The organism is Rhizobium sp. M10, from assembly GCF_002531955.1.
GTDB classification, from domain to species: Bacteria; Pseudomonadota; Alphaproteobacteria; order Rhizobiales; family Rhizobiaceae; genus Rhizobium; species Rhizobium etli_C.
This window is the reverse complement of record NZ_NWTA01000007.1, coordinates 147,956-174,257: the sequence shown is the minus strand read 5'-3', so window position 1 is coordinate 174,257 and position 26,302 is coordinate 147,956. Positions and strand designations below refer to the sequence as shown.

Annotated in this window: 26 protein-coding genes and 1 pseudogene; 11 read left to right on the top strand and 16 right to left on the bottom strand. The window is 61.0% G+C overall.

What is annotated here, in order from left to right; translation table 11 throughout:
* Window positions 1-2 precede the first annotated feature (2 nt).
* Window positions 3-1,649, bottom strand: a complete 1,647-nt coding sequence (locus CO671_RS14095) for an ATP-binding protein (protein ID WP_010031114.1) — start codon at window positions 1,647-1,649, stop codon at window positions 3-5.
* A gap of 375 nt (window positions 1,650-2,024) precedes the next feature.
* Between CO671_RS14095 and CO671_RS14090 the strand changes: the two genes are divergently transcribed.
* Window positions 2,025-2,372 carry a response regulator gene (locus tag CO671_RS14090; protein ID WP_097581670.1) on the top strand — a complete coding sequence of 116 codons (348 nt, stop codon included), beginning with the start codon at window positions 2,025-2,027 and terminating at the stop codon, window positions 2,370-2,372.
* Between the two features lie 11 nt (window positions 2,373-2,383).
* Here the strand turns inward: CO671_RS14090 and CO671_RS14085 are convergent, their stop codons facing one another.
* The 6 genes from CO671_RS14085 to CO671_RS14060 all read right to left on the bottom strand — a co-directional run bounded on the left by CO671_RS14085 (window position 2,384) and on the right by CO671_RS14060 (window position 6,817).
* Window positions 2,384-2,926, bottom strand: coding sequence for a MerR family transcriptional regulator (locus CO671_RS14085; protein ID WP_064682169.1), 543 nt, complete (start codon window positions 2,924-2,926; stop codon window positions 2,384-2,386).
* 151 nt (window positions 2,927-3,077) lie between these two features.
* Window positions 3,078-3,416, bottom strand: a complete 339-nt coding sequence (locus CO671_RS14080; RefSeq protein ID WP_064682168.1) for an integration host factor subunit alpha — start codon at window positions 3,414-3,416, stop codon at window positions 3,078-3,080.
* A gap of 106 nt (window positions 3,417-3,522) precedes the next feature.
* Window positions 3,523-4,494 (bottom strand): beta-ketoacyl-ACP synthase III, encoded by a 972-nt coding sequence (locus CO671_RS14075; RefSeq protein ID WP_097606523.1) that lies wholly within the window; start codon window positions 4,492-4,494, stop codon window positions 3,523-3,525.
* A gap of 20 nt (window positions 4,495-4,514) precedes the next feature.
* The gene (gene plsX, locus CO671_RS14070; RefSeq protein WP_097606522.1) at window positions 4,515-5,561 is read right to left on the bottom strand and encodes a phosphate acyltransferase PlsX; all 1,047 of its coding nucleotides are present in this window, start codon (window positions 5,559-5,561) and stop codon (window positions 4,515-4,517) included.
* Window positions 5,562-5,660: 99 nt separating this feature from the next.
* Window positions 5,661-6,215 (bottom strand): DUF177 domain-containing protein, encoded by a 555-nt coding sequence (locus CO671_RS14065; RefSeq protein ID WP_010028962.1) that lies wholly within the window; start codon window positions 6,213-6,215, stop codon window positions 5,661-5,663.
* A gap of 11 nt (window positions 6,216-6,226) precedes the next feature.
* Entirely contained in the window at window positions 6,227-6,817 is a 591-nt protein-coding gene (locus CO671_RS14060; protein ID WP_097606521.1) for a ubiquinol-cytochrome C chaperone family protein, read from the bottom strand.
* Between the two features lie 184 nt (window positions 6,818-7,001).
* Here CO671_RS14060 and CO671_RS14055 point away from each other — a divergent pair, with 184 nt between their 5' ends.
* Window positions 7,002-7,535, top strand: coding sequence for an outer membrane protein assembly factor BamE (locus tag CO671_RS14055; RefSeq protein ID WP_064682165.1), 534 nt, complete (start codon window positions 7,002-7,004; stop codon window positions 7,533-7,535).
* Window positions 7,536-7,805: 270 nt separating this feature from the next.
* On the opposite strand, the gene CO671_RS14050 is transcribed toward CO671_RS14055, so the two are convergent.
* The 3 genes from CO671_RS14050 to ribH all read right to left on the bottom strand — a co-directional run bounded on the left by CO671_RS14050 (window position 7,806) and on the right by ribH (window position 11,084).
* Window positions 7,806-9,944 carry a sodium-translocating pyrophosphatase gene (locus CO671_RS14050; protein WP_077993278.1) on the bottom strand — a complete coding sequence of 713 codons (2,139 nt, stop codon included), beginning with the start codon at window positions 9,942-9,944 and terminating at the stop codon, window positions 7,806-7,808.
* A 198-nt stretch (window positions 9,945-10,142) separates the two neighbouring features.
* Window positions 10,143-10,625: a transcription antitermination factor NusB gene (gene nusB / locus CO671_RS14045; RefSeq protein WP_097606435.1), complete on the bottom strand. Its 483-nt coding sequence runs from the start codon at window positions 10,623-10,625 to the stop codon at window positions 10,143-10,145.
* A 3-nt stretch (window positions 10,626-10,628) separates the two neighbouring features.
* On the bottom strand, window positions 10,629-11,084 hold the full coding sequence (ribH, locus tag CO671_RS14040) for a 6,7-dimethyl-8-ribityllumazine synthase (RefSeq protein WP_004674116.1): 456 nt from the start codon (window positions 11,082-11,084) through the stop codon (window positions 10,629-10,631).
* A 333-nt stretch (window positions 11,085-11,417) separates the two neighbouring features.
* Here ribH and CO671_RS14035 point away from each other — a divergent pair, with 333 nt between their 5' ends.
* The 9 genes and pseudogenes from CO671_RS14035 (at window position 11,418) to rfbA (ending at window position 19,782) form a co-directional block, all read left to right on the top strand.
* Window positions 11,418-11,777 carry a hypothetical protein gene (locus tag CO671_RS14035; protein ID WP_097606434.1) on the top strand — a complete coding sequence of 120 codons (360 nt, stop codon included), beginning with the start codon at window positions 11,418-11,420 and terminating at the stop codon, window positions 11,775-11,777.
* Between the two features lie 177 nt (window positions 11,778-11,954).
* Window positions 11,955-12,458 carry a cupin domain-containing protein gene (locus tag CO671_RS14030; RefSeq protein WP_097606433.1) on the top strand — a complete coding sequence of 168 codons (504 nt, stop codon included), beginning with the start codon at window positions 11,955-11,957 and terminating at the stop codon, window positions 12,456-12,458.
* A 25-nt stretch (window positions 12,459-12,483) separates the two neighbouring features.
* Window positions 12,484-12,999, top strand: a complete 516-nt coding sequence (locus tag CO671_RS14025; RefSeq protein WP_097606432.1) for a GNAT family N-acetyltransferase — start codon at window positions 12,484-12,486, stop codon at window positions 12,997-12,999.
* A gap of 325 nt (window positions 13,000-13,324) precedes the next feature.
* On the top strand, window positions 13,325-14,131 hold the full coding sequence (locus tag CO671_RS14020; RefSeq protein WP_097606520.1) for a hypothetical protein: 807 nt from the start codon (window positions 13,325-13,327) through the stop codon (window positions 14,129-14,131).
* 248 nt (window positions 14,132-14,379) lie between these two features.
* Window positions 14,380-16,382: pseudogene (locus CO671_RS14015) on the top strand (glycosyltransferase family 1 protein).
* Window positions 16,372-16,950 carry a dTDP-4-dehydrorhamnose 3,5-epimerase gene (gene rfbC / locus CO671_RS14010; RefSeq protein WP_097606430.1) on the top strand — a complete coding sequence of 193 codons (579 nt, stop codon included), beginning with the start codon at window positions 16,372-16,374 and terminating at the stop codon, window positions 16,948-16,950. The pseudogene CO671_RS14015 and the gene rfbC overlap by 11 nt, the downstream one beginning before the upstream one ends.
* A gap of 6 nt (window positions 16,951-16,956) precedes the next feature.
* Window positions 16,957-18,009: a dTDP-glucose 4,6-dehydratase gene (gene rfbB / locus CO671_RS14005; RefSeq protein ID WP_097606429.1), complete on the top strand. Its 1,053-nt coding sequence runs from the start codon at window positions 16,957-16,959 to the stop codon at window positions 18,007-18,009.
* A gap of 6 nt (window positions 18,010-18,015) precedes the next feature.
* Window positions 18,016-18,903 carry a dTDP-4-dehydrorhamnose reductase gene (gene rfbD / locus CO671_RS14000; RefSeq protein ID WP_097606428.1) on the top strand — a complete coding sequence of 296 codons (888 nt, stop codon included), beginning with the start codon at window positions 18,016-18,018 and terminating at the stop codon, window positions 18,901-18,903.
* A 9-nt stretch (window positions 18,904-18,912) separates the two neighbouring features.
* Window positions 18,913-19,782, top strand: coding sequence for a glucose-1-phosphate thymidylyltransferase RfbA (gene rfbA / locus CO671_RS13995; protein WP_097606427.1), 870 nt, complete (start codon window positions 18,913-18,915; stop codon window positions 19,780-19,782).
* 331 nt (window positions 19,783-20,113) lie between these two features.
* Here rfbA and CO671_RS13990 read toward each other — a convergent pair whose 3' ends face one another.
* From CO671_RS13990 to CO671_RS13965, 6 genes are all read right to left on the bottom strand, one after another.
* Window positions 20,114-20,725 (bottom strand): riboflavin synthase, encoded by a 612-nt coding sequence (locus CO671_RS13990; protein WP_097606426.1) that lies wholly within the window; start codon window positions 20,723-20,725, stop codon window positions 20,114-20,116.
* Window positions 20,725-22,041: a bifunctional diaminohydroxyphosphoribosylaminopyrimidine deaminase/5-amino-6-(5-phosphoribosylamino)uracil reductase RibD gene (gene ribD / locus CO671_RS13985; RefSeq protein WP_097606425.1), complete on the bottom strand. Its 1,317-nt coding sequence runs from the start codon at window positions 22,039-22,041 to the stop codon at window positions 20,725-20,727. The genes CO671_RS13990 and ribD overlap by 1 nt, the downstream gene beginning before the upstream one ends.
* 3 nt (window positions 22,042-22,044) lie before the next feature.
* On the bottom strand, window positions 22,045-22,521 hold the full coding sequence (nrdR, locus tag CO671_RS13980) for a transcriptional regulator NrdR (protein WP_003547190.1): 477 nt from the start codon (window positions 22,519-22,521) through the stop codon (window positions 22,045-22,047).
* 9 nt (window positions 22,522-22,530) lie between these two features.
* Entirely contained in the window at window positions 22,531-23,829 is a 1,299-nt protein-coding gene (glyA, locus tag CO671_RS13975) for a serine hydroxymethyltransferase (RefSeq protein WP_097606424.1), read from the bottom strand.
* 216 nt (window positions 23,830-24,045) lie between these two features.
* Window positions 24,046-25,350 carry a L,D-transpeptidase family protein gene (locus CO671_RS13970; protein ID WP_097606423.1) on the bottom strand — a complete coding sequence of 435 codons (1,305 nt, stop codon included), beginning with the start codon at window positions 25,348-25,350 and terminating at the stop codon, window positions 24,046-24,048.
* Window positions 25,351-25,785: 435 nt separating this feature from the next.
* Window positions 25,786-26,301 carry a MarR family winged helix-turn-helix transcriptional regulator gene (locus tag CO671_RS13965; protein WP_004673822.1) on the bottom strand — a complete coding sequence of 172 codons (516 nt, stop codon included), beginning with the start codon at window positions 26,299-26,301 and terminating at the stop codon, window positions 25,786-25,788.
* Window position 26,302: the final 1 nt, after the last annotated feature.

Genomic DNA, 26,302 nt, shown 5'->3' with positions numbered 1-26,302 from the left:
CTTCACGCCTCCTCGCCTCCCATCCTCACCGGCATATTCAAAAGCTCGCGGATCTTATGGGCGAGCTGCTCCAGGCTGAAAGGCTTGGCGAGCAGCGAAACGCCGTGATCCAGCACGCCATTGTGGACGATGGCATTGCGCGTGTAACCCGTGGTGTAAAGGATCCGGATTCTTGGCCATTTTTCCTGAACGGCGTCGGCAAGCTGACGCCCGCTCATCTGCGGCATCACAATATCGGTGAAGATCAGGTCGATATCGGAATTCTGCTCGAGAAGGAGAAGCGCCTCCACGCCGCTTCCCGCCTGCAATACGGTGTAACCGAGTTCATGCAGGCTTTCGGCGGTCATGGTGCGGACGTGTTCATCGTCCTCCACCACCAGGATCGTATCGTTGACGCTGCCCTGGGGAAGCGGCTGGGCGCCGGCGGCAGCGAGGCGCGCATCCGCCTTGCCGACATGGCGTGGCAGATAGATCTTTACCGTCGTTCCGCGGTCGATCTCCGAATAGATCTTGATATGGCCGCCGCTCTGCTTGATGTAGCCGTAGACTTGGCTGAGGCCGAGGCCCGTGCCCTTGCCGGGTCCTTTGGTGGTGTAAAACGGATCGAAGGCGCGGTCGATCACGTCTGGCGACATGCCGGTGCCGGTGTCGGTGATGCTGATCATCACATACTGGCCCGCTTCGACCTCCGAATGCATCCGTGAATATCGCTCATCCAGTTCGGTATTGGCAGTCTCAATCGTCAGATGACCGCCGCCGGGCATAGCGTCGCGCGCATTGACGGCCAGGTTCAACATGGCGTTTTCGAGTTGGCTCAAATCGGCAAAGCTCGGCCAGAGGCCGCCGGCGAGCACGGTCTCGATCCGGATATGTTCGCCGAGCGTGCGTCGCAGCAACTCCGACATGCCGCCGACCAGTTTGTTGACGTCGATCACCTCCGGGGCGAGCGGCTGCTGGCGCGAGAAGGCGAGAAGACGCGCGGTCAGCACCGCCGCCCGCTGGGCCCCGTCTCTGGCATTCTGAAGGGAGTTCAGGAGGCGCGGATCCTCATGTCCGGTCATGCGCCGCTGGGCAAGATCGAGATTGCCGATGATGATTGCCAGCATGTTGTTGAAATCATGGGCGACGCCGCCTGTGAGCTGGCCGATCGTCTCCATCTTCTGCAGCTGGCGGACCTGCGCCTGGGCGGCGGCATTCTCTTCCATTTCGTGTCTGAGTGCTGCAGTGCGCTCGCCCACCGTCTCCTCCAGGCGCGCGTTGAAGCCGTTGAGCTCGGAGCGGAGGCGGCTCTGCCTGCCATGGGCGATGATGATCATCTCCATCAGTCCGATGATGATCGCGGCATTGACCAGATAGGTCGAAAGGCCAACCCATTGGCCGGCGCTGACCGGCCAGAATGCGTCATGCGGCTCGACGAAAAACTGCTGAACGACGAAGGCCGCAACCATGGCCGCGAGAAGGCCCGGTCCTGCGCCGCCGATGAAACTGGCGAGCAAGATCGCCGGGAGGAAACTCAGGAAGGGAAAACCGGAGAGATAATCGCTGGCAGCGAGTCGCAGAAGAAACGTCAGACCAACGAAGGCAACCGCCAGCGGATAGGTATAGCCCGGCCTGTGACGCAGCCAATCCGTGGCACTCAGCAAATCCATTCCATACCCCTTCTCACAGCGCCGCGCGTCCTTTCAGACGCGCGCAAAGGACGCTGCAACGCTTTGAATTACTGCATAATTTTTTCCGTAAAGCGATTCCCATTTCGCGAATTTTGCAGTAGCCGTCGCTGAAACGGCATCTCAGCTTTTGCACAACGAATTTCGCCGGGCAATATGCTGTTTCGAAAGCGCGGCGCGATCTTTCAGATTCGCTTGCCGCGCCTGAGGCTTTTATGGTTACACATATCGTTCCGTAAAACCGCGGCGCGGCTTTTGCGCAACAGGTTTTACCACCGCTGCGTGCAGCATCTTGACGAGCTGCACAAGCGGTCACATAAACTTCGTGCCCAGCAAGGGGAATGGGTGGACGGGATCATGAAAGACATATTCATCGTCGAGGACGATGCGCTGATCGCCATGCTGCTCGAGGACATGCTGAGCGATCTCGGCTATCGGGTTTGCGCGACTGCGCCCGACCTGGAACGGGCGCTCGCGGCTGCCAAGGACACGGAGTTCGACGCCGCCATCCTCGACGTCTCACTTGCCGGCCGGAGTTCGCTGCCGGTCGCAAAGCTGCTCGACGAGCGCGGCAAACCCTATCTCTATGCGACGGGCTATGGCAGTGCACCGGAAGGCAGCACCCCAAGCACGCTGCCGGTGCTGCGCAAACCTTTCCAGCTCAGCGAGCTCGAACAGGCGATGAAGCTGCTTGCTGAAGCCTGAGGCGTGTTTGCTCAACGCACCTGATCAAGCAGACGCTTGCATTCGAGGAGGTCGTAGAGCGCCTCCTGCAGCAGCGCCCTGTCTTCCTTGCCGATGCTCGACTTGCCGATCGAGACTTCCGGCTGATCGTCATCTCCGGCGACGAAGTTGAAGAACCGGCGGGTGATGGGCGGCTTGGCGCGGCCGACAATCTGGTCCTCCTCGGCCATGCCGACGCGCGGCTCGCCCGATCCCGTCTCCTGCACGCCCGAGGCAAGCGCCTCGACGCTAGCGAGGTCGCCATGGCCGACCGATATGACGAACTTGTTGCCGTTGGTCTTCAGAAGCTTCTGCACGCCCTTGATCGTATAGCCGTGATCATAGAGCAAATGCCGGATGCCCTTGAGAAGGTCGACATCCTCCGGCCGGTAGTAGCGACGGCCACCGCCGCGTTTCATCGGCTTTATCTGAGGAAACCGCGTTTCCCAGAAGCGCAGCACATGCTGCGGCAGATCAAGATCGTCTGCGACTTCGCTGATGGTGCGAAAGGCATCGGGGCTCTTGTCCAACGTCATACTGCTACGCAACCTCGCAGGCTCGATCCAACGGCGACTCACCATATTTCAAAGGTTTGGCGCCGACAATTCAAGTCATGTGTCGACGTTGCGCACAGGCGATGGATGATGCGGGAGAAAAAAGCCGTTCCGAGCAGGCGGAAGACCGATATCAGAGAGCCGGATTCTGCGGCTTCAGCTTGACCTTGCGAGCGACATGCGCCTTGAGGATGCGCGTCTTCAGCACGTTCGATGCCTTGAAGGTCATGACCCGGCGGGGAGAGATCGGAACCTCCTCGCCGGTCTTCGGGTTGCGGCCGATCCGCTCGTTCTTGTCGCGAACCTGAAAGGTGGCGAAGGAAGAAAGCTTGACGGTTTCACCACGCACGATGGCGTTGCAGATTTCGTCGATGACGGTTTCGACAAGTTCGGCGGATTCTGTCCGGGAAAGCCCAACCTTTCGGAAAACGGATTCCGCCAGGTCTGCTCGCGTCACTGTTTTTCCGGTCATGGTTTCCCCGCCCATTACAAATTATTTTGTGAAAGCGATCGAAGAGTATTTGTCTTGCGCCTCACGGTCAAGCTCTTGTTCGCCGCCAGTTTTTTAGGATTTGCGCTTACCAGCGCAACAGAACGGCGCCCCAGGTGAAGCCGCCGCCCATCGCTTCGAGCATCACCAGGTCACCCTTCTTGATGCGGCCGTCGCCGGCAGCGGTCGCAAGCGCGAGCGGGATCGAGGCGGCCGAGGTATTGCCGTGCAGATCGACCGTGACGACGACCTTTTCCGCATCGATGTTCAGCTTCTTCGCCGAACCGTCGATGATGCGTCGATTGGCCTGGTGCGGCACCAGCCAGTCAAGATCTTCGGCGGTGGTGCCGGTCGAATCGAACGCAGCCTGGATGACATCGGTGATCATGCCGACGGCGTATTTGAAAACCTCGCGGCCTTCCATGCGCAGCTTGCCGACGCTGCCGGTCGTCGACGGTCCGCCGTCGACATAAAGCTTGTCCTTGTGCGAACCGTCGGAACGCAGATGCGCGGTCAGCACGCCGCGGTCTTCAGACGTCCCCTCGCCTTCGGCCGCCTCCAGCACGATCGCGCCGGCGCCGTCGCCGAAGAGCACACAGGTCGTGCGGTCGTTCCAGTCGAGAATGCGCGAAAAAGTCTCGGCGCCGATCACCAGAACGCGTTTTGCAAGGCCGCCGCGGATATAGGCGTCCGCAGTCGTCACCGCATAGACGAAACCGGTGCAGACGGCCTGAACGTCAAAGGCGAAGCCGTGGCGCATGCCGAGACGGTTCTGGATGTTGACCGAGGTCGCCGGAAACGTGTTGTCGGGCGTCGAGGTGGCGCAGATGATGAGATCGATGTCGTCGGGCGTCAGCCCGCCATTTTCGAGCGCCGCCCGCGCGGCCGCCTCGCCGAGCGAGGCCGTCGTCTCGTCGTCGCCGGCCACGTAACGCTGGCGGATGCCGGTGCGCTGGACGATCCATTCATCCGACGTATCGACGATGGCTTCCATATCTTGATTGGTCATCACGCGCTTCGGAAGTGCGGCTCCGAATCCGCGAACCACTGAACGGATCATATTCGATTGAACCCCATCGCTCATGCCGCTTCCGGGCCCATCGGGGGCAGGCGCTTGGCATGATATTTCTTAAGATCGTTTTCTATTTTCTGATTGAGGCCGTTCTTGGCCATGTCGTAGCCGACCTCGATCGCGGCGGCGATGCCTTCGGCATTGGCGCCGCCATGGCTCTTGATGACGATGCCGTTCAGGCCGAGAAACACGCCGCCGTTGACCTTGCTCGGATCGAGTTTCTCGCGAAGCATGTCGAAGGCGCCTTTGGCGAAGAGGTAGCCGATGCGGGCGAGCAGCGTGCGCGACATGGCCGCACGCAGATATTCGGCGATCTGCTTGGCCGTGCCTTCGGCGGTCTTGAGCGCAATATTGCCGGAGAAGCCTTCGGTGACGACGACGTCGACGGTGCCCTTGCCGAGATCGTTGCCCTCGACGAAGCCGGAATATTCGAGCGAATCGATATTCGCCTCGCGCAACAGCCTACCGGCCTCCTTGACCTCTTCCTGGCCTTTCACCTCTTCGACGCCGACGTTCAGAAGGCCGATCGTCGGGCGTTCGATCTCGAAAAGCGCGCGCGCCATGGCGCCGCCCATCAGAGCGAAATCCATCAGCTGCTGCGCATCGGCGCCGATCGTCGCGCCGACATCGAGCACGATGCTCTCACCCTTCAGCGTCGGCCAGATCGCCGCGATCGCCGGGCGCTCGATATTGGCCATGGTGCGAAGACAGAACTTCGCCATCGCCATCAGCGCCCCGGTATTGCCGGCCGAGACCGCGACATCGGCATCGCCCGTTTTCACCGCTTCGATCGAACGCCACATGGTGGAGACATAGCGGCCACGGCGCAGCGCCTGGCTCGGCTTCTCTTCCATGCTGACCGCAAGCTCGCAATCGTGAAAGACCGATTTTTCCTTAAGTTTCGGAAATTTGGCGAGAACAGGATCGCACTGTTCCTTAAGACCGTAAAAAACGAAAGAAATATCCGGATGCCGATCCAGCGCCTTGGCAGCGCCGGGGATGACAACCTGGGGACCAAAGTCGCCACCCATGAGGTCGAGAGATATTCTGATCACGCGTCCCTGATCCTTCTTTCCGCCGAGGGGCGAAATTTCGGCCAAAATACTGGTTTTGGCGTCGCATACAACTGAATTGTGTCAAATGCCAGCGAGGCTTCAGTCCTTTTTCCAGTCCTTGAGAACCGCGAAAGCGGAGGGCTTTTTATCGTTCTCGCCGCTATCTTCGATATGACCTTCGAACTCGACGCCCTCTTTGCGCGGATAGGGGTCGATCGCAAGAGCGGCGAATTCCGCGACCACCTCGCCGGCATCGATCGTATCGCCGACAAAGGTCTCGGGCAGATCAGGACCGTCTGGATCGAGCAGCATTTCACCGGCGTCATTGCCGGGCTGGCGGGCAAGCTTGGAACCTTCAGGCACGAAAATCTGCTCGAAGTTTTCGTCGATGGTGGCTTCGACCGGTTCGAGCGTCACGACGCAGGACTGGACGATCTTCGCCTGCACGCGGCCCTTGACGCGCACGCCGTCGCGCTTCCAGCGGCCAATCTGCAGATCGGCGCTCAGAGCCTCGACGGAGACGACGTTCCAGGCCTCGGCGAGCGCCTTCAATTCGCTGGCGTCGGCCTCGATATGGACCTCGACGGGGTTGGCGGAGATATGGCCGACCTTGACGTGATAGGAGAAGGGAACATCGTCCCGATCGTTCTTCATTATTTCCTCCTTCAGGCGACCGGCGGCAGCGTTGCCGAGCCGCCGGCAATCATCTCTTCCGGAACGGCGGACAGATGGGCTTCTGCCGCCACCATCCAGCCGGCAAGGCCGGACATATCGGCCGGCGCCGGGCTTTCGGGGTAGATATTGCGCTGGAGGGCGAGCGCAAGCGCTTCGCGATCGCCCGCATCCATCGCCTTCGAATAGGCTTCGAGCCGGCCGTAGAACATGCCGGCGAGCTTCTTCATGCGTTTCGGCACGCTGTTGTCACCAATGCCGAGTTCGCGGATCGAATAGTCGATGTCCTGGAAAAAGGCGTCGACGATCTCCTGGGCGATCTCCTGGCCGCTGACAGCAGAGGCACGCGTACGGCGAAAATACAGAATCATCACGATCGACAGCATTTCGAAACGGCCCATGACCGTGTCCGGCACATTGAGCCGCTCATAAAGTTCCGGCATGCGCGCGGCGGCCGTCAGCGCCGCATATTGCCTGTCGACGATCGCCTGATTGTTGTTTTTCTTGCGGAAGAGACCGAAGATCATTGTTTTTTCCGGAAATGCCTCAATCTTCACGCCGGCTGGCGTCTGGCCTTGTTGCATGATTTCGAAAGCTGGTTTACCGAAGCAGGCGCGAATTGCAATGCCGATCGTAGCCAGTTTCGGGACGACGCCTTCGAGGCGTTGGGAAACAAATTCGGGACATTCGACCCGGAATGGCCACAATGGTTTTGCAGGAGGAAGCGTGCAAGGCCCAAACGGCTGCTATCGACACTCAAGGGAGTAGATGTCGTTGAAGAAACGGTATTTCAAGTCTGACATGAAGTTCTTCAGCAGCGCGGCCATTGCCTTCATAATCGCCTCAACCACTGCTCTTTCGGGCTGCCAGACCGGCACCGTGCTCAATGGCGGCTACGTCGCCGACCAGCAGTCGCTCAATCTCGTTCCGGAAGGCTCGAGCCGCGAGCAGGCGCTGCTTTCGCTCGGCACCCCGTCGACGACGGCGACCTTCGACGGCGAAGTCTTCTATTACATCTCGCAGCGGCGCACGCGTTCGGTCGCCTTTCAGAAGCTGAAGGTCGTCGATCAGAGCGTTCTGGCGATCTATTTCGACAAGGACGGCGTCGTCAGCCGCCGCGCCAATTATACGCTGCAGGACGGCAAGGTGTTCGACACGATCGGGCGCGTCACGCCGACCGGCGGCAAGGAACTCACCTTCCTGCAGCAGATGCTTTCCGGCGGCAGCGCTGCGAGCGCCGCCCGCAGCCTGTTCGGCGGCGGCGCCGGCGGCACGCCGCAGAATCCGAGCAGCCTGCGCTGATCGGACAAGCTTCAACGACAAAACCCGCCGGATCGCTCCGGCGGGTTTTTTGTTGACAAACCTCGTGTTTTTACTCGGCGTCATCTTCGGCCCAGGAGATTGGACGCCCGCCCCTCATCCGGCTGCCGCCACCTTCTCCCCGTAAACGGGGCGAAGGGCGATAGTCGCACTCTTTCCGTCCCTTACCAACGTCTCGCATGGCACGTCCCCTCTCCCCGTTTTTACCGGGAGAGGGTTAGGGTGAGGGGCTGCCAGCCGCTGTTGCAGCCATCAACCGGCGAGAACGGCGAGCAGCAGAAGTGCCACGATATTGGTGATCTTGATCGCCGGGTTGACGGCAGGGCCGGCTGTGTCCTTGTAGGGATCGCCGACGGTATCGCCGGTAACGGAGGCCTTGTGCGCATCCGAACCCTTCATGTGACGCACGCCGTCCTTGTCGACGAAACCGTCCTCGAAGCTCTTCTTGGCATTGTCCCAGGCGCCGCCGCCCGAGGTCATCGAGATAGCGACGAAGAGGCCGTTGATGATGACGCCGAGCAGCGATGCGCCGAGGGCGGCAAAGGCGGAGGCCTTGGAGCCGGAGATCAGAAGCACGCCGAAATAGACGACGATGGGCGCCAGCACCGGCAGCAGCGACGGCACGATCATTTCACGGATGGCCGCCTTGGTCAGAAGGTCGACGGCCTTACCGTAATCCGGCTTTTCCGTGCCCTGCATGATGCCCGGCTTCATCTTGAACTGGCGGCGCACCTCCTCGACGATCGAGCCGGCGGCGCGGCCGACGGCTGTCATGGCGATGCCGCCGAAGAGATAGGGAATCAGGCCGCCGAACAGCAGGCCGGCGACGACATAGGGGTTCGACAATTCGAAGGAGATTTCGCCGATATTGGCGAAGTAGGGATATTGGTCGCCATGGGCGGCGAAATATCTGAGATCGTTGGCATAGGCGGCAAAAAGCACCAGCGCACCGAGGCCGGCCGAACCGATCGCGTAACCCTTGGTCACCGCCTTCGTGGTGTTGCCGACGGCGTCGAGCGCATCGGTCGACTTGCGCACTTCCGGCGGCAGATGCGACATTTCGGCGATGCCGCCGGCATTGTCGGTGACCGGGCCAAAGGCATCGAGCGCAACGATCATGCCGGCAAGACCGAGCATGGCGGTGACCGCAATGCCGGTGCCGAAAAGGCCGCCGAGCTGATAGGTGGCAAGAATGCCGCCGACGATGACGATGGCCGGCAGGGCGGTCGATTCCAGCGAGACCGCCAGACCCTGGATGACGTTGGTGCCGTGACCGGTCACCGACGACTGGGCGATCGAAACGACCGGACGCTTGCCGGTGCCGGTATAATATTCGGTGATGACGACGATCAGCGCGGTGACGACGAGGCCGACAAGGCCGCAGACGAAGAGGTTCGTGCCCGTCACGTCGGCGCCGGCAACGGTGCCGAGCGAGCCCCAGCCGACCGTCAGCGAGGTGGCGGCGCCGAGACCGATGATCGACAAGAGGCCGGTGACGATGAGGCCCTTGTAGAGGGCGCCCATGATCGAGCCGTTCGAACCGAGCTTGACGAAGAAGGTGCCGATGATCGAGGTGATGATGCAGGCGCCGCAGATCGCCAGCGGATAGATCATCGCGGACTCGAGGATCGGCGCGCCGGCAAAGAAGATCGCGGCGAGAACCATGGTGGCAACGACGGAGACCGCATAGGTCTCGAAAAGGTCGGCGGCCATGCCGGCGCAGTCGCCGACATTGTCGCCGACGTTATCGGCAATCGTCGCCGGGTTGCGCGGATCGTCCTCGGGAATGCCGGCTTCCACCTTGCCGACGAGGTCGCCGCCAACATCGGCGCCCTTGGTGAAGATGCCGCCGCCGAGACGGGCGAAGATCGAGATCAGCGAAGCGCCGAAGCCGAGCGCCACCAGCGAATCGATGACGTCGCGCGAGCCGCTCTCATGGCCGAGACCGACGGTCAGAATAGTGTAGTAGATGGAGACGCCGAGCAGCGCGAGGCCCGCCACCAGCATGCCGGTGATCGCACCCGACTTGAAGGCGATGTCGAGGCCGGCGGAGAGGCTGGCGGACGCGGCCTGCGCGGTGCGCACGTTGGCGCGGACGGAGACGTGCATGCCGATGAAACCGGCAGCGCCTGACAGCACGGCGCCAATCAGGAAGCCGATGGCGGCCGTGGCGGAAAGAAGCAGCCAGGCTGCGATGAAGACAACGACGCCGACGAGGGCAATGGTGCGATACTGGCGCGTCAGATAGGCCTGAGCGCCTTCGCGGATATAGCCCGCGATCTCCTGCATCCGGCTGTTTCCCTGATCGGCGGCAAGCACCGACCGGGTTGCCCAGGCGGCATAGACCACCGAGAGCAGACCGCATGCAATTACGCATAAAAGAATGGTCATTTCGCTCTTTCCTCCCATAGGCCGGAGTTCACTCCTCCTCCGGCAGATACGCCGCCGACTCGCCTTCCTCTCCACAGAAATGCCACAGCTAAGCGGTGCGGAGATTGCGTGGTCGATCACGTGGCGTCAAGACCGCAACGGGCGAAAACCGTTACGCTGAGAAGAAAGACGAAGGGAGATCGTTTGGCGGCTAAGAACCTATCTCTTCGCCTCGCCGCGGACCTGCTTGGCGATGCGGTCGAGCACGGCGTTGACGAGCTTCGGCTCGTCGTCCTCGAAAAACGCCTGTGCGATCTCGACATATTCGGTGACGATGACCGCCACCGGAACGTCCTTGCGGTCAAGGAGTTCGAAAACGCCGGCGCGCAGGATGGCGCGCACGGTGCTGTCAAGCCGCGACAGAGCCCAATCATCCTGCAGCGCTGCAGCGATCAGCGGATCGAGGCGGACCTGATCACGCACCACGCCGGAGACGATGGAGCGGAACCAGCCGGCATCGGCCTTCAGGTAGGTCGCGCCGTCGATTTCCTGGCCGAGGCGATGCGCCTCGTATTCAGCGACGATTTCCAGAACGCCCGTGCCGCCGACATCCATCTGATAAAGCGCCTGAACGGCAGCAAGACGGGCAGCGCCCCGCTGGTTCGCAGTCTTGACCGGCCGTTCCGTCTTGTCGTCACTCATTCTTCATGCACCCAGTTTCTGCTTCAGCTCGATCATCGTCAGAGCTGCGCGAGCGGCAAATCCGCCCTTGTCCTTGTCCGAGCGGCGCGCGCGCGCCCAGGCCTGTTCGTCATTTTCCACGGTCAGTATGCCGTTGCCGATGGCAAGGGACTCGCTGACCGCGAGATCCATCAAAGCGCGCGAGGATTCGTTCGACACGATATCGAAGTGATAGGTCTCGCCGCGGATGACCATGCCGAGGGCGACATAGCCGTCATAATGCGTGCCGCCATTGTCGTCTCCATCGAGCGACATGGCAATCGCTGCCGGAATTTCCAGCGCGCCGGGAACGGTGACGACCTCAAAGGTGGCGCCGGCCTCTTGCAATGCGAAGGTCGCGCCTTCGAGCAGGGCATCGGCCATGTCGTCGTAGAAGCGGGCCTCAACGATCAAAATATGGGGAGCGGTCTCTCTCGGCATGGTTCACCTTCGGTTTATGGGGCGTTTTCCACTCGGCAGGCCGCGGTCAAAACATGCCTTCATCAGAATGGCAAGCACTTTCGCCCGATGCCGCAACGCCAAAGACGAAATATCGGCAAAGGGATAGCTGCACAGCTGAGCAGGCCTTTCAAACCAGTTTCCCCGGACGCCTGGAAAACGGCAATTCGAAGGCAATTTTCATGAAGAATTTTTAATGGATTTTCAGTGGCTTAGTCCATTGAATCGCGAAGAGGGCAACGCCAATTCCATGTCGTGACGAGACGATCCCCTGCAAAGACAGCCGACCGTCAAAGCAGATGAAAGGATACAATCATGAACCGCGTTGTCACAATCACCCTCGCCGCCGCCCTCTCCTCGCTTGCATTTGCCGGCGCCAGCCGGGCCGAAAGTCTTGGGATGAACACCGCCCACGGCATCGAGCAGACGCTCAGGACCTTCCAGGGCAATGACTTCAACGTCGAGCAGGTCCATAATTGGCGCAATCTCGATGACGAGACGACAGGCCCGCGCTCGGCGCCGGAACGCTCCGGCCAGGCCATCCGCGGCATCCAGGCTTCGATCGACGCCAACCGGTCGCTTGCCCGTCGGCTCAACCATGAAGGCGTCGACGTCCGCAACATCGTCAATGCCGAACAGGCGGCTGACGGAAGCCTGACGTTCTACGTCCGCTGAGGTTCCAGCGCATCGCCAACGACAGAGCGTCCCGGCGCGTTCCGCCCGAAGCGCGGCGCTCAAAGCATGGGCGGCGGTCTCCTCTCCGCCCATGCCGGGAATTTCCCGGATCAGCGCAGACGGGCATTGAATTTTCCGCCAAGATGATAGCTTCTCTTCCTGCAACAGGAGGACATCATGGCGACGGAACCGAAAACGGTGCTCAATATCGCCGATCTCGCGCTCGATCACTGGAAACAGGGCGAGTTCTACGAAGGGGCCGACGCCTCGTTCGGCGCACGTCTTGGTCTGGCCGGTCTCGGCATCAGCTATAATGAAGTGCCGTCGGGCAAATCGAGCTGCCCCTTCCACAATCACCATGTCGAAGACGAGCTTTTCTACGTGATCGCGGGCACCGGCGAATACCGCTTCGGCGACGAGCGCCATGCGATCAAAGCCGGCGACGTGCTCGGCGCGCCGGCCGGCGGGCCTGAAACGGCGCACCAGATCATCAACACCGGCACGGCGACCCTCGTCTATCTCGGCATCTCGACGATGGCGAAGACCGAGATCGTCGAATATCCCGATTCCGGAAAGTTTCTTGCCAAGACCAACAGAGATGGCGCAAGGCCCGGGCGATTCCGGCATATGGGACGCGCGGAAAATCCTCTCGATTACTGGGACGGCGAAGCCGGCGCCTGACCGTACAGCTTTCAGGGGAACCGATGTGACCGACATTCCGACGCTCGAAACGCAGCGGTTGATACTTCGCCCTCACCACCTCGACGATTTCGAAGCGCATGCAGCGTTGTGGGCGAACGAGGATGTCGTCCGCCTCATCAGCGGCGCGCCCTCGACGCGCGAGCAGAGCTGGGCCCGTATGCTGCGCATTGCCGGCATGTGGCATCATATGGGCTTCGGCTTTCTTGCGATCGAGGAAAAGGCAAGCGGCCGGTTCATCGGCGAAGCCGGATTTCTCGAAGCCCGCCGCGAAATGGAGCCGTCAATCGAGGGAACGATGGAGGTCGGCTGGGTGCTGATGCCGGCGGCCCAGGGCCGCGGTTATGCCACCGAGGCGCTGACAGCCCTGATCGGCTGGGCGGCAGCGCGTTTTCCGGGAAAGACAATGAGCTGCATCATCAGCCCCGAGAACGTGGCGTCGCTCAGGGTCGCAGCCAAGCTCGGCTTCCGCGAGACGGCGCGCGCACAGTATAATGGCGAAGTCATTCAGTTTTCGCGTTAGGGAATTTCGTCGAGCGGGTTGCCCAGCGCCCGTCGATATGGGAGGAGACCGACCGCTATTGCGGTCTTGTTGACACGTGCCGATATCGCCGATGGCGACAGCAGGCTCAAGCAAAAGAATGTCGACGCGCTTCGGCTTGCGGCACCCGACTTCATTCCCGGATAGATCCGGCTTCGCACCTGCTACGCGCAAGGAACGCGCTATAGAAACATCCCCAAGGCAGATACCTTCGCACCCCTCACGCTGACAGGAGGCAATGACGGGCGAGCAGCGTGGTAATTGCAGCCGGCAGAAACTCCCCATCCACAAGAGGCTGATTACAGATATGACCATTTTCATTGTTTGCCATAAGGATTTGCCGAGCTACCCTCCTCCGGAGGGCTCGAAAATCATATGGCTCAATTCCAAACCGCCTTTGGACAACAGGGGGATGGATGTTATCGCCGGTTATGATTTTTTCAGCGAGCCGGAGGAGATTCACGCGAAATTGTCAGGATCGCTGGGAACGCTAGTCATCGCAAAAGTCGTCTCGGAAGAAACTGTAAAACCTCGCAACATTACCATCTGGCAGTATCGTAAATTTTTAACAAGACTAAGAATCGGAACGCCGAATCCCGAATATCCCGGCATGAATATAGCAACTTCAGAAGAAGTAGAAATCACAAGACCAGAGAATCCGGCGATTTTTTCAGAAGATTTCTTTCTGCCTCGTCCATTGAATCTACATAACATATCGTATCACTATGCAGGCTGCCACAATATTGTTGACTTTTTCAGATATACGGCGTTTTCAGTCGAAGCAAATACTTTAACGCAAGCCGAAGCTTTGCATTTTTTTAATTCCGGCACTCTCGTTCCTGGAGGTATTGAGCTCGGCACATATCCGACGGACTGGTGGCTGGATACTTTTGTGCGCCTTGTGGCGCCGTCTCTTGAATTTGCGAAACGATATCAACCGTTTCAAGCCGAAGATCCCGTGCAGAAACGTGCGATCTCATTTTGCCAGGAGCGTCTGGGAAGCTATCTTCTAATCAAGCGGTTGGCCGAGCTCTATGGCAACAACCTGCCTGGGTTCTTGTTCGGAGATATGGCTACCGTATCGAATGATGGTGTTTATAGAACCGGCGTATAAACCGAGGCAATCCCAAACGTAGTATCGCAAGTCTTTGCGATACTGGCAGCAGAAGCGGCTGAGCGAGCAAAGCTGGCTAGAGAAAACTGACCCCGGATAGGTCGAGCTCCTGCAATCCCTCCAGGCTGACCAGCGAAAGTCCTGCGAACAGTGTGGCGCAAGCTTCACATCCAATAGTCGATACCCAAACCAGCCCGAAGCCGTTTCGTGAATCGCGAAGACGGCGGCCATGCACGAAGGACGATGCCTTGACGATCAATCAGCCTATTCCCGCTCTGCCGGCCGGTCTTCCTGATCTGGCGCTTCTCACGGAAAAAGCTGCCGGCACGGGGTCCGTCATTATCTACCAGCCTTATCTCGGCCCTTCGCAGCGCAGCCAGCTCGACGCGACTGCCGTACCGCTCGACATCTCATTCAACACGCAGGCTGCGACCCGCGAATACGAGCTCTTCCGCATCCTGCATGCGCATCACGAGGCGATCGGCCTCGGCGAGGACGTGTTCTGGGGACTGCTGTCCAGCAAATTCGAGGTGAAGTCGGTGACGAGCTTCCCATCCTTCGTTACCGAGGCGGAAAAGGCCAGGGCGGAAGGTGCGGACGCCTATCTCTACAATCCGCTGATCGGCCACGCCGCGATCTACAGCAACGTCTGGGAGCATTCCCTGCTTGGCGGCCGTCCAGGCATGGAGCCGATCTTCCTCCATATCCAGCAGCTCGGCTATCCGATCGCGCCGCCGCAAGACAAAACCGCCTTCATGTTCTGCAACTATTTCTGCGGCAACAGGAAGTTCTGGTCCGGATATTTCGCCTTTTGCGAAGTCATTCTGGAATCGCTGGAAAATGAATGGCGCCGCGGCACGCCGGCGGGCATTGCCTATGCCGGTTCGGCGCAGTATTCACGCGACGCCAACGCGACGATGCGCCCCTTCGTGATCGAGCGTCTGCTCGGGCTCTATGTCCAGCAGGCTGCTACAACAGGATTGAAGATCGCCGCCTTCGTGCCGGCGCCTGCCGATTTCGAGTGGAAGTTCGGTGGCCGCCTCGGCCGGATGCTGCATGGTCTCTTTTCCGCCAAGGAAGCTTTTCTTCAGAGCCCCGACGAGGCCCACTTGGCCTCTTGGCAGGAGGGCCGCCAACCACTGATCAAGCAGCCGCACCTTATCTGGTTCGCCGATGATCCGCCGGTCTGGATGCCGCGCGGCCAGTTCACGGGTGGCCGCGAACTGATGCGTGCCTATGCTCCGCAGGCTTCCGGCGCCTCCCCGGCGCCGCAGCAGGCTGTGCGTACCGAGATCCCCGCCGCCCAGAAGATCGAGCAGCCGCTTCGCAACGCATTGCAGCCCTTTGCCGGCGGATGGCAGGCCCACAAGGATCGCCATTGCATCTGGATCGTGACGCCTGCCAATTACAACCACAGCCACGCCTTCGACGAGGTTGCGCTCGGTCTGCAGGGTGCCTTCCATGAGCTGGGCGGTTCTGCGCCGATCGTCAGAGACATGAACGAGTTCGCGGACCGTGCGCCGATCATTTATGGCGGCAACCTCCTTCCGGCCGAAATCGTCGATCATCTGCCGAAGGACAGTGTCATCATCAATCTCGAGCAGGTGTCCGAAGAAAGCATCTGGATCAATTCGCGCTATATGTCGATCCTGAGGGCAATGCCGGTGCTCGACTACAGCCCGCGCAACCGCGAAAACCTTGCCGCCAAGGGTATCGATCACGCCGGCGTGCTCGAAATCGGTTACAACAGTTGCCTGAGCCAGATCCAGCATGCCGTCGTCAAGGATATCGACGTGCTCTTCTACGGCTCGATGAACGAACGCCGCCATCACATCCTGAAGACGCTTGAAGAGGGCGGGCTCAAGGTCGCGCATCTCTTCAACATCTATGGTGCGGAACGCGATGCGGCGATTGCCCGCGCCAAGATCGTCATCAACATCCATCATTATGCGAGCGGCGTCTTCGAGATCGTGCGCATTTCCTACCTGCTCGCCAATCGGGTTTGCGTGCTGACGGAAGGCGACATCCGCGATCCGGACCTCCAGCCCTTCATCGGCGGCTTGGCAATCGAGCCCTATGACGACATGATCGAGCGCTGCTACAAGCTGATCGCAGATGCCGACGAGCGCGATACCATTGCCGCAAAAGGCCTTGCCGCCATCCAGAGCCGCTCGCAGGCGGAGATGCTGATGAGCGTTATGAAGGCGGGCGCCTGATGAAGGCCGCAGAAAAGGTAAGTCATGCATATTGAGACCGCCGCCATCGAGGGCATCGTTGCGATCACGCCGCCACGTTTCGGCGATCACCGCGGCTACTTCTCCGAGGTATTCAAGGATGCCTGGTTCCGGGAAAATGTGGCCGACGTCACGTTCGTCCAGGACAATGAATCGCTTTCGGCGCAGGCCGGCACCGTCCGGGGGCTGCATTTCCAGATACCGCCCTTTGCACAGGGCAAGCTGGTGCGCTGCCTTGCCGGCCGGATCATGGATGTCGTCGTCGATATCCGCGTGGGATCACCGAGCTTCGGCAAATGGCTCTCTCAGGAGCTCTCACCGGACACCGGCAAACAGCTCTGGATACCGCCCGGCTTCGCACACGGATTCGCAACGATCGAGCCGAACAGCGTCATCAGCTACAAGGTAACCGCACCCTACAGCCCGCAGCATGATCGGGGCATCGCCTGGAACGATCCGGCGATCGGCATTCGCTGGCCCTTCGATGAGACAGACATCGTATCGTCCGACAAGGACAAGACGCTGCCGCGGCTCGCCGATCTGCCAAACCATTTTTCCTATTCAGCACAGCAACCCCAGGATTGATCGACGATGCGCATACTGGTCACGGGCGGAGCGGGCTTCATCGGATCGGCATTGGTGCGCCACCTCGTCAGCGAGATCGGCGCCGAGGTGCTGAATGTCGACACGCTGACCTATGCCGGTAATCTGGCATCGCTGAAATCCGTCGAATCGGCGCCGAACTATCAATTCCTGCGCGCCGACATCTGCGAGCGCGCCAGGATGCAGGAAGCATTCGCGTCCTTCCGCCCTGATATCGTCATGCATCTCGCGGCCGAGAGCCATGTCGATCGCTCGATCTCGGGCGCGGCTGATTTCATTCAGACCAACATCGTCGGCACATTCAGTCTGCTGGATGCCGCACGGCACTATTGGGATGGGCTTGACGCTCACGGCAAGAGTGCCTTCCGCTTCCTGCATGTCTCGACGGACGAGGTCTACGGCTCGCTCGGCGACGAGGGTCTCTTCGAGGAGACGACGCCTTACGATCCGTCCTCGCCCTACTCCGCCTCCAAGGCCGCGAGCGACCATCTGGCGATCGCCTGGCACCGCACCTACGGCCTGCCCGTCGTCGTCTCCAATTGCTCCAACAATTACGGCCCGTTCCATTTCCCGGAAAAGCTCATTCCGCTGATGATCCTGAACGCACTGGAGGGCAAGCCTCTTCCGGTTTACGGCAACGGCGCAAATGTTCGCGACTGGCTCTATGTCGAAGACCACGCCCGCGCACTCTTCACGATCGCATCCAGAGGGCGCCCCGGCGAAAAATACAATGTGGGCGGCCGCAATGAACGCAGGAACATCGATGTCGTTCATCGCATCTGCGCCATTCTCGACGGCGTCTACAGTGACAAGGCACCGCATGCGCGTCTGATCACCAACGTCACGGACCGCCCCGGACACGACGCACGCTATGCGATCGATGCCACGAAACTCGAAAGCGAACTCGGCTGGAAGGCGCAAGAGACCTTCGAAACCGGCATTGAGAAGACCGTGCACTGGTACTTGGAAAACGAATGGTGGTGGAGGCCGCTGCGCGAAAACGTCTACTCCGGCGAACGCCTCGGCCTTTTCAAGGGGTGATAAGCGATGCGCATTGCCGTCACCGGTAAACAGGGCCAGGTCGTACAGTCGCTGCTCAGACGCGGCGCCGAAACGGGCGTCGAAATCATCGCGGTCGGCCGCCCGGAAATGGACCTTTCGGATCCTGCAAGCATTGCAGCCGCCTTCTCGGCTCTGCGCCCGGATGTGATCGTCTCCGCCGCCGCCTATACGGCGGTCGATAAGGCCGAGAGCGAAGCCGAGCTTGCCTTTTCCGTCAACGCGGTCGGCGCCGGCGCGGTGGCCGAGGCTGCCGCGCGGATCGGGGTCCCGGTCATCCACATTTCGACCGACTATGTCTTCAGCGGCGACAAGGCCTCTGCCTATTGCGAAGAGGATGCGACCGGGCCGATCTCCGTCTACGGGCGTTCGAAGCTCGCGGGCGAGACGGCCGTCGCGGCGGCGAACCCGAACCATGTCATCTTGCGCACCGCCTGGGTCTATTCGCCCTTTGGCACCAATTTCCTGAAAACGATGCTGCGGCTTTCCGAGACGCGCGATCTTCTTCGCGTCGTCGCCGATCAGACGGGATGCCCGACCTCGGCACTCGACATCGCCGACGCGGTTCTTGCGATCGCAACCCGGGTCGTCGCCGACGCTGACCCATCGCTCCGCGGCACCTTTCACCTGACCGGCAGCGGCGAAGCAAGCTGGGCGGACTTCGCCGAAGAGATATTCGCGGCGCTTCTTAAATCGGGCGGCAGAAACGTCGGCGTCGAGCGCATCCCGACGACGGACTATCCGACACCGGCCAAGCGTCCCGCCAATTCGCGTCTCAACGGCGACAAGCTCGCCAGAACATATGGAATCCGGCTCCCCGAGTGGAAGCAGTCCATGACGATCGTCATGCAAGACCTTTTGAACAAAGGTCTTTAAGGAGAAAGCATGAAGGGGATTATTCTTGCCGGCGGCACGGGCACGCGTCTGCATCCGATCACGCAGGCCGTGTCGAAACAGTTGATGCCGGTCTACGACAAGCCGATGATCTACTATCCGCTGACGACGCTCATGCTCGCCGGCATCAGGGAGCTGCTGATCATCACGACGCCCCACGACCTCGAAGCCTTCAAGCGCCTTCTCGGCGACGGCTCGCAATGGGGAATTTCCCTGACTTATGCCGTACAGCCGAGCCCGGACGGCCTCGCCCAGGCCTTCATCATCGGCGCCGACTTCGTGCACGGTGACAGCTCGGCACTCGTCCTCGGCGACAACATCTTCTACGGGCACGGACTGCCGGAAATCATGAAATCCGGCACGAGTCGTGGGGAAGGCGCGACGGTCTTCGCCTATCACGTCACCGATCCGGAACGCTATGGCGTTGTCGGCTTTGACGAAAAGATGAATGCGCTGTCGATCGAGGAGAAGCCGAAGGCGCCAAAATCGAACTGGGCGGTGACCGGCCTCTATTTCTACGACCAGCAGGTGGTCGATATCGCCGCCAACCTGAAGCCGTCGCCGCGCGGCGAATTGGAAATCACCGACGTCAATCGCGCCTATCTCGAGCGCGGCCAGCTTTTCGTGGAATTGATGGGCCGGGGCTATGCCTGGCTCGACACCGGCACGCCCGACAGCCTGCACGATGCCGCAGGTTTCGTCAGCACGCTGGAGAAACGCCAGGGCTTCAAGATCGCCTGCCCCGAAGAAGTCGCCTGGCGCATGGGTTACATCTCGCAGGACGACCTCGCCAAGCTGGCAGAGAAGCACGGCAAGAGTGCCTACGGCCAATATCTGACGAAGCTCTCCCCGGTTTGGTGAGCTATCTGGGCGGCCAGACGCGCCGTCCCTTTCAACTCGCGCATGACACCGAAAATCGACCGCGAGTTTCGGCGAAAGCCCCAGGAGATCGCGAACAGTCCCTCATCCGCCTGCCGGCACCGACCGGGGTCGAGCCACGCGTCTCGACCCGTCCTTCGGACCCCCGCTTGCGGGGCGAAGGGGATATGCCGCAACGTCTCCGTCCCTCGCCCAGTTCTCGCAGGGCACGTCCCCTCGCCCCGTTTACGGGGAGAGGGTTAGCGTGAGAGGCAGCCATTGGCTCACATCGGACAATCGTAGCGTAACTTCGAAAATCGATGGCGGTTTCGATTCAGGCGCTCGGAAATTCCGCCAGCCGGGCGGCGTAGCGCGCCATGGTGTCGACTTCGAAATTGACGAAATCGCCAGCCTGGCGCTCGCCCCACGTTGTCACTTCGAGCGTGTGGCGGATGAGCAGGACGTCGAAATCCGTGCCGTCGACCGCGTTGACGGTCAGCGAGGTGCCGTCGAGGGCGATCGATCCCTTGGGGGCGACGAATTTCGCCAGATGTTCGGGTGCGCGCAGGCGGTAACGCGTGGCGTCGCCCTCCGATGTCACCGAAAGGATTTCCGCCTTGCCGTCGACATGGCCGGAAACGATGTGGCCGCCGAGTTCGTCGCCGATCTTCAGCGACCGCTCGAGGTTGATGCGGCTGCCTTCCCGCCAGGTGTCGATCGTCGTCAGCCGCAGCGCCTCCTCCCAGGCCTCGACCTCAAACCAGCGGCCGTTGCTGCCTTCCTGCGGCAGGCCGGTCACGGTGAGGCAGATGCCGGAATGGGAGATGGAGGCGCCCATATCGATGGTAGCAGGGTTGTAGGAGGTCGCAACGCGGAGCTTGATGCCCTCCTTTAGCGATGAAACGGACTCGATCGTGCCGATATCAGTGACAATTCCGGTGAACATCAACTCTCTCTTTCATATTCATCCAGGCGATCTGCGCCAAATTTACGCGTGCCCATATGGGCGAAACCGGATGGTATGTCGGTTGCATCAAGCGGCGATTCAATACCGTCCGCGCCGATGATGCCGGGCGCCTGGTAAAGCTGGATGCGGTCGACGAGACCGGCTTCCAGGAAAAGCCGCGCCGTCTTGGCGCCGCCCTCGACCAAAAGCGAAGAAATGCCGCGTGTCGCAAGCGCCGGCAGCAGGATTTCCGGATGATAGGGATTGCAATAGACGATCTCGACGCCGGCGGCTTCGAGTGCGGCGCGGCGGGATTCGACCTCGTTAGTGTCAGAGGGTGCGTTACCCCCCTCTGCCCTGCCGGGCATCTCCCCCACAGGGAGGGAGATTGGCTGGGAGCTTGCTCCCCGCTCCACATCGTCTCTCGAAGTCGAACCATCGCCATGTGTAGCTGAGGAACTCAGGTCGTGCTCCTTGCCAATCTCCCCACTTGTGGGGGAGATGTCCGGCAGGACAGAGGGGGGTATCCCCTCCACATCCGCCGTTAAAGGCGACACGTCCTCACTCGCCACCACGATGACCGGCACGTCTCGCGCCGTCGCAACCAGCTTGCTCGTCAGCGGCAACGCCAAAGACGGATCGAGCACGATGCGAACAGGCGACTGCGCCTCCAGGCCGGGTGTGCGCACCGTCAGCAGCGGATCGTCCGATATCGCCGTGCCGATGCCGACCAGGATCGCGTCGGTTTCGGCGCGCAGCGCCTGCACCTCGGCGCGGGCCTCCGGGCCGGTGATCGCCACCTGCCCCTCCCCCTTGCGGCCGATCATGCCATCGGCGGAAACGGCAAGCTTGAGAGTCACATAGGGCCGGTTCTTCGTCTGGCGGGTGAGATAACCGGCCAGCGAACGCCTGCCCTCGGCTTGCAGTACACCTGCATCCACCTCGATACCGGCGTCGCGCAGCATGGAAATGCCGCGGCCGGAAACCCGCGGATCGGGATCGGTGACGCTGATGACGACGCGGGCGACGCCAGAGGCGATCAGCGCCTCGGCACAGGGCGGCGTCTTGCCGTGATGCGAGCAGGGTTCGAGCGTGACATAGACGGTGGCGCCGCGGGCAAGTTCGCCGGCTTCGGCGAGCGCTTGCGGCTCGGCATGCGGACGGCCGCCGCGAGCGGTGACCGCTTGGCCGACGATGACGCCATCCTTGACGATCAGGCAGCCGACGGAAGGGTTGGTGGCGGTGCGGCCAAGATGCCGGCGCGACAGCCGGATCGCCGCCGCCATGAAACTCTCGTCATGCGGCGTGATGCTCATGGCTCATCTGTCCAGCGGGTCGCGGGCGATCTTGGCGTTGATTTCGGAAATAACCTTCTCGAAATCCTCGGCAAGCGAAAAATCCCGATAGACCGAGGCGTAGCGCACGAAACCGACATCGTCGAGGCTCTTCATGGCTTCCAGCACCTGCAGGCCGATCTGCTCGGAGGAGATTTCGGTCTCGCCGGAGCTTTCCAGCCGGCGAACGATGCCGGAGACGGCGCGCTCGATGCGGTCACGCTCGACGGGGCGTTTGCGCAGCGCCACTTCGAAGGAGCGCACCAGCTTGTCGCGGTCGAAGGGCACCTTGCGGCCGGTCTTCTTGATGACCATCAGCTCGCGCAGCTGCACGCGCTCGAAGGTCGTGAAGCGGCCGCCGCAATCCGGACAGATACGCCGCCGGCGGATGGACGTATTGTCCTCCGCCGGGCGCGAATCCTTGACCTGAGTATCTTCCGAACCGCAATAGGGGCAGCGCATCGCTACTCCTTACCCCATGTAGTCATACATTGGGAAGCGGTCTGTGAGGTTGACCACCTTGCCGCGCACGGCGGCTTCGACCGCGGCATTGCCTTCGTCGGAATTGGCGACCTTCAGGCCGTCGAGAACCTCGACGATCAGGTTGCCGATTTCGCGGAATTCGGCTTCCTTGAAGCCGCGCGTCGTGCCGGCCGGCGCGCCCAAGCGCACGCCCGAGGTGACGAAGGGCTTTTCCGGGTCGAAGGGAATGCCGTTCTTGTTGCAAGTGACATAGGCGCGGCCGAGCGCTGCCTCGGCGCGCTTGCCGGTGGCATTCTTCTTGCGCAGGTCGACGAGCATCAGATGGTTGTCGGTGCCGCCGGAGACGACGTCGAGACCGCCTGACATCAGCGTTTCGGCAAGCGCCCGGGCGTTCTTGACCACCTGAGCGGCGTATTCCTTGAACTCCGGCTGCAGCGCCTCGCCGAAGGCGACCGCCTTGGCGGCGATGATGTGCATCAGCGGGCCACCCTGCAGACCGGGGAAGACGGCCGAATTGAACTTCTTGGCCAGATCCTCTTCATTGGTGAGGATGACGCCGCCGCGCGGGCCGCGCAGCGACTTGTGCGTCGTCGTCGTCGCGACATGGCAATGCGGGAACGGCGAAGGATGCTGGCCGCCGGCGACGAGACCGGCGATGTGAGCCATATCGACCATCAGATAGGCGCCAACCGAGTCGGCGATCTCGCGGAAGCGCTTCCAGTCCCAGATGCGGGAATAGGCAGTGCCGCCGGCGATGATGAGCTTCGGCTTGTGCTGTTCGGCCTTGCGGGCGACGTCATCCATGTCGAGCAGGTTGTCGCCTTCACGCACGCCGTAGGAGACGACGTTGAACCACTTGCCGGACATGTTGACCGGCGAACCATGCGTGAGGTGACCGCCCGAATTGAGATCGAGGCCCATGAAGGTATCGCCGGGCTGCAGCAGCGCCAGGAACACGGCCTGGTTCATCTGCGAGCCGGAATTCGGCTGGACGTTGGCGAAATTGACGCCGAACAGCTTCTTGGCGCGCTCGATCGCCAGTTCCTCGGCGATATCGACGAACTGGCAGCCGCCGTAATAACGCTTGCCCGGATAACCCTCGGCATATTTGTTGGTCATGATGGAGCCCTGGGCTTCCAGCACGGCGCGGGAGACGATGTTCTCGGAAGCGATCAGTTCGATCTCGTGCCGTTGGCGACCGAGTTCCTTTCCGATCGCGCCGAAAATCTCGGGATCGACGTCCGCAAGCGAGCGATTGAAGAAGGATTCGGTGGAAGCATTGGTCATGGGCGGGCTCCTCAACTGGAATGCGCGAAGGTATTATCCTTCCCCTGTGGCAAGGGCAATACGAAGAACGACATTTGCTGAGCAAAGCGCGCGCTCCAGTCATTTTGCGACAGCGCGGCGCCGAAGAATCGCAGCTCGGGGATAAAGCGCCCTCGCCGGAATAAAAAAACCGCGCCGGGAGGGCGCGGTTCGAGGGTGCGATGCAGAGGTCGCCGCTTATTGCACCGGCTGTTCCATGCCAGCCGTGGTATCGAGCGCCAATTCGGCATTGCCGTCCATCTGATAGATGTCGTCGCGGAACTGGACGATGCCGTCGGGCATGCCCCAGGCGGAGATGTAGACGAAGTAGACCGGAACTTCCGCCGCGAGCTTGATCGGCGTGTTGACGCCGGTTGCGATCACCTGCTCCATCTGCTGGCGGCTCCAGCCGGGGGTCTCGCGCAGCAGCCAGTTCGTCAGGTCGCGCACGTTCTGGACGCGGACGCAGCCCGAAGATTCAAAGCGCATCAGCTTGTTGAACAGGCCCTGCTGCGGCGTGTCGTGCATGTACTCGCCGTTCTTGTTGTAGAAGTTGATCTTCGTCGAGGCCATGGCGTTGATCTTGCCCGGATCCTGACGGAACATCAGGTTCGGCGCCTCGCCGTTCCAGTCGACCGTCTCGGGCGCGACTTCGTTGCCCTTGCCGTCGATCAGGCGGATGGCGTTCTTTTCGAGATAGGTCGGATCCTTGCGCATCAGCGGCATGATGTCCTTCTCGACGATCGAGCGCGGCGCGGTCCAGTAGGGATTGAGAATGACCTCGTAGATCTTCGAATTGACGAGATGCGTCGGGCGGCTCAAGCGGCCGACAACCGCGGTATGACGGGTCGCGACACTGCCGTCTTCGACAGCCTCGACATAGGCGGCCGGAATATTGACCATCAGGTGACGGCGTCCCAGGTCTCCGGGGAAGGTCTGCAGACGGATGAGGTTGGTGTTCAGCTGCTGCAGACGGACATCGGCGGGGATGTTCATCGCCTTCAGGGTGAATTCGCCGAGGACGCCATCGGCCGGCAGACCGTGACGCGCCTGGAAGCGCTTGACGGCGCCGTCGACATAGGAATCGAAGGCGCTCGACATGCCGGCTTCGCGCGGCAGGTCGCCGGTGATCGCCAGACGCTGGCGCAGCGCCTGAACGGCGGGATGGCTGACGCCGAGCTGCAGGCGCTGGTCACCGGGATTGACTTCAGGCCAGCCGCCGGCGGACGCGATCTGCTGATACTGCAGGATCGCCTGCTGGGCGCTGGCGACCGATTGAGGCCCGAGGATCGGCGTGTTGGAAACGACGGCCGTCGCCGTACGCGAAGCCGCCTTGGCGTCGAACTGGTCGTCCCAGTTGCCGCGCCGCGGCGCGTTCAGGAGCCCATCGAGCGCCGATTGCGCAAATGCAGGCCCGGCAGCAAGCGCGCCGGCGCCAACCGTTGCCGCCGACGCCAGGAAAGCGCGGCGCGAGAGAGCTTCAATTCCGTTTTTCTTCGACATAGTCCCAACCACTGAATGCCGCGATAAAGGAAAGCCGCGGCTCTTTGCGATATCACTGCGCCGTAACGCAGATCTCTGTGCATTCGTTGTCCCGGCGCATCAAAAAATTCCGCTGGTCGCATCACCGAAACGCGATGCGACAGCCTGAACATTTCCGATCGGTTCAAGCGCCGGTTGTTAAACCTTCCGCTGCCACACCAATATGGCCAATTCGTGTTACCGGCTCGGAAGATAGACCGCCGGCTGCCGGAGACACGACGCAACGAACCATGACGGGCTAAACGGTGCCGGTTAATAACGGCTAAAAAACGGCTTGAATACAGGCGATAACGCTTGCCTGCCCTGCGTTGCAAAGATGCCACGCGGGCAAACGGCAAAACCGGACGCGCAGGGACACGTCCGGTTTTCTGCAACCCTGAAAGGAGGTCAGGGATTTTAGAGACGATACATGATCGAGTCGTTCCAGAAGCGGTCGAGGCGCTGGAGCAGCTTGTTCATCTGGGTGAACTCGTCGGTGCCGATGCCGCCGACCTTGTCGATCGAGGCGATGTGGCGTTCGTAGAGCTTGGCGACCGTCTCGGCGATGTCCTGGCCGGTTTCGGTCAGGCTGATGCGGACCGAGCGGCGGTCGATGCGCGAGCGCTGGTGGTTGATGAAGCCGAGATCGACCAGCTTCTTGACGTTGTAGGAAACGTTGGAGCCGAGATAGTAGCCGCGGGAGCGCAGCTCGCCGGCGGTCAGCTCGGAATTGCCGATGTTGAAAAGGAGCAGCGCCTGGATGGCGTTGACGTCGCTGCGGCCCTGACGGTCGAACTCGTCCTTGATGACGTCGAGAAGACGACGGTGAAGACGTTCAACAAGATGAAGGGATTCCATGTAAAGATCACGGATGCCCTGATCCTGCTGGTCACGGAAGTTCGATACCGCCTGCGGCTTGATTTTCGTGTTCATA

Bases quoted from the DNA above. Each gene is read 5' to 3' on its own strand.
- CO671_RS14050 (WP_077993278.1), bottom strand. From the start codon at position 9,944: ATGACCATTCTTTTATGCGTAATTGCATGCGGTCTGCTCTCGGTGGTC.
- rfbA (WP_097606427.1), top strand. From the start codon at position 18,913: ATGAAGGGGATTATTCTTGCCGGCGGCACGGGCACGCGTCTGCATCCG.
- glyA (WP_097606424.1), bottom strand. From the start codon at position 23,829: ATGACCAATGCTTCCACCGAATCCTTCTTCAATCGCTCGCTTGCGGAC.
- CO671_RS14060 (WP_097606521.1), bottom strand. From the start codon at position 6,817: ATGCAACAAGGCCAGACGCCAGCCGGCGTGAAGATTGAGGCATTTCCG.
- CO671_RS14080 (WP_064682168.1), bottom strand. From the start codon at position 3,416: ATGACCGGAAAAACAGTGACGCGAGCAGACCTGGCGGAATCCGTTTTC.
- CO671_RS14075 (WP_097606523.1), bottom strand. From the start codon at position 4,494: ATGATCCGTTCAGTGGTTCGCGGATTCGGAGCCGCACTTCCGAAGCGC.
- CO671_RS13965 (WP_004673822.1), bottom strand. From the start codon at position 26,301: ATGAACACGAAAATCAAGCCGCAGGCGGTATCGAACTTCCGTGACCAG.
- CO671_RS13970 (WP_097606423.1), bottom strand. From the start codon at position 25,350: ATGTCGAAGAAAAACGGAATTGAAGCTCTCTCGCGCCGCGCTTTCCTG.
- CO671_RS14035 (WP_097606434.1), top strand. From the start codon at position 11,418: ATGAACCGCGTTGTCACAATCACCCTCGCCGCCGCCCTCTCCTCGCTT.
- rfbD (WP_097606428.1), top strand. From the start codon at position 18,016: ATGCGCATTGCCGTCACCGGTAAACAGGGCCAGGTCGTACAGTCGCTG.
- nusB (WP_097606435.1), bottom strand. From the start codon at position 10,625: ATGAGTGACGACAAGACGGAACGGCCGGTCAAGACTGCGAACCAGCGG.
- CO671_RS14030 (WP_097606433.1), top strand. From the start codon at position 11,955: ATGGCGACGGAACCGAAAACGGTGCTCAATATCGCCGATCTCGCGCTC.
- CO671_RS14090 (WP_097581670.1), top strand. From the start codon at position 2,025: ATGAAAGACATATTCATCGTCGAGGACGATGCGCTGATCGCCATGCTG.
- CO671_RS14065 (WP_010028962.1), bottom strand. From the start codon at position 6,215: ATGAAGAACGATCGGGACGATGTTCCCTTCTCCTATCACGTCAAGGTC.
- ribD (WP_097606425.1), bottom strand. From the start codon at position 22,041: ATGAGCATCACGCCGCATGACGAGAGTTTCATGGCGGCGGCGATCCGG.
- rfbC (WP_097606430.1), top strand. From the start codon at position 16,372: ATGCATATTGAGACCGCCGCCATCGAGGGCATCGTTGCGATCACGCCG.
- CO671_RS14055 (WP_064682165.1), top strand. From the start codon at position 7,002: ATGTCGTTGAAGAAACGGTATTTCAAGTCTGACATGAAGTTCTTCAGC.
- nrdR (WP_003547190.1), bottom strand. From the start codon at position 22,521: ATGCGCTGCCCCTATTGCGGTTCGGAAGATACTCAGGTCAAGGATTCG.
- rfbB (WP_097606429.1), top strand. From the start codon at position 16,957: ATGCGCATACTGGTCACGGGCGGAGCGGGCTTCATCGGATCGGCATTG.
- CO671_RS14020 (WP_097606520.1), top strand. From the start codon at position 13,325: ATGACCATTTTCATTGTTTGCCATAAGGATTTGCCGAGCTACCCTCCT.
- CO671_RS13990 (WP_097606426.1), bottom strand. From the start codon at position 20,725: ATGTTCACCGGAATTGTCACTGATATCGGCACGATCGAGTCCGTTTCA.
- CO671_RS14095 (WP_010031114.1), bottom strand. From the start codon at position 1,649: ATGGATTTGCTGAGTGCCACGGATTGGCTGCGTCACAGGCCGGGCTAT.
- ribH (WP_004674116.1), bottom strand. From the start codon at position 11,084: ATGCCGAGAGAGACCGCTCCCCATATTTTGATCGTTGAGGCCCGCTTC.
- CO671_RS14085 (WP_064682169.1), bottom strand. From the start codon at position 2,926: ATGACGTTGGACAAGAGCCCCGATGCCTTTCGCACCATCAGCGAAGTC.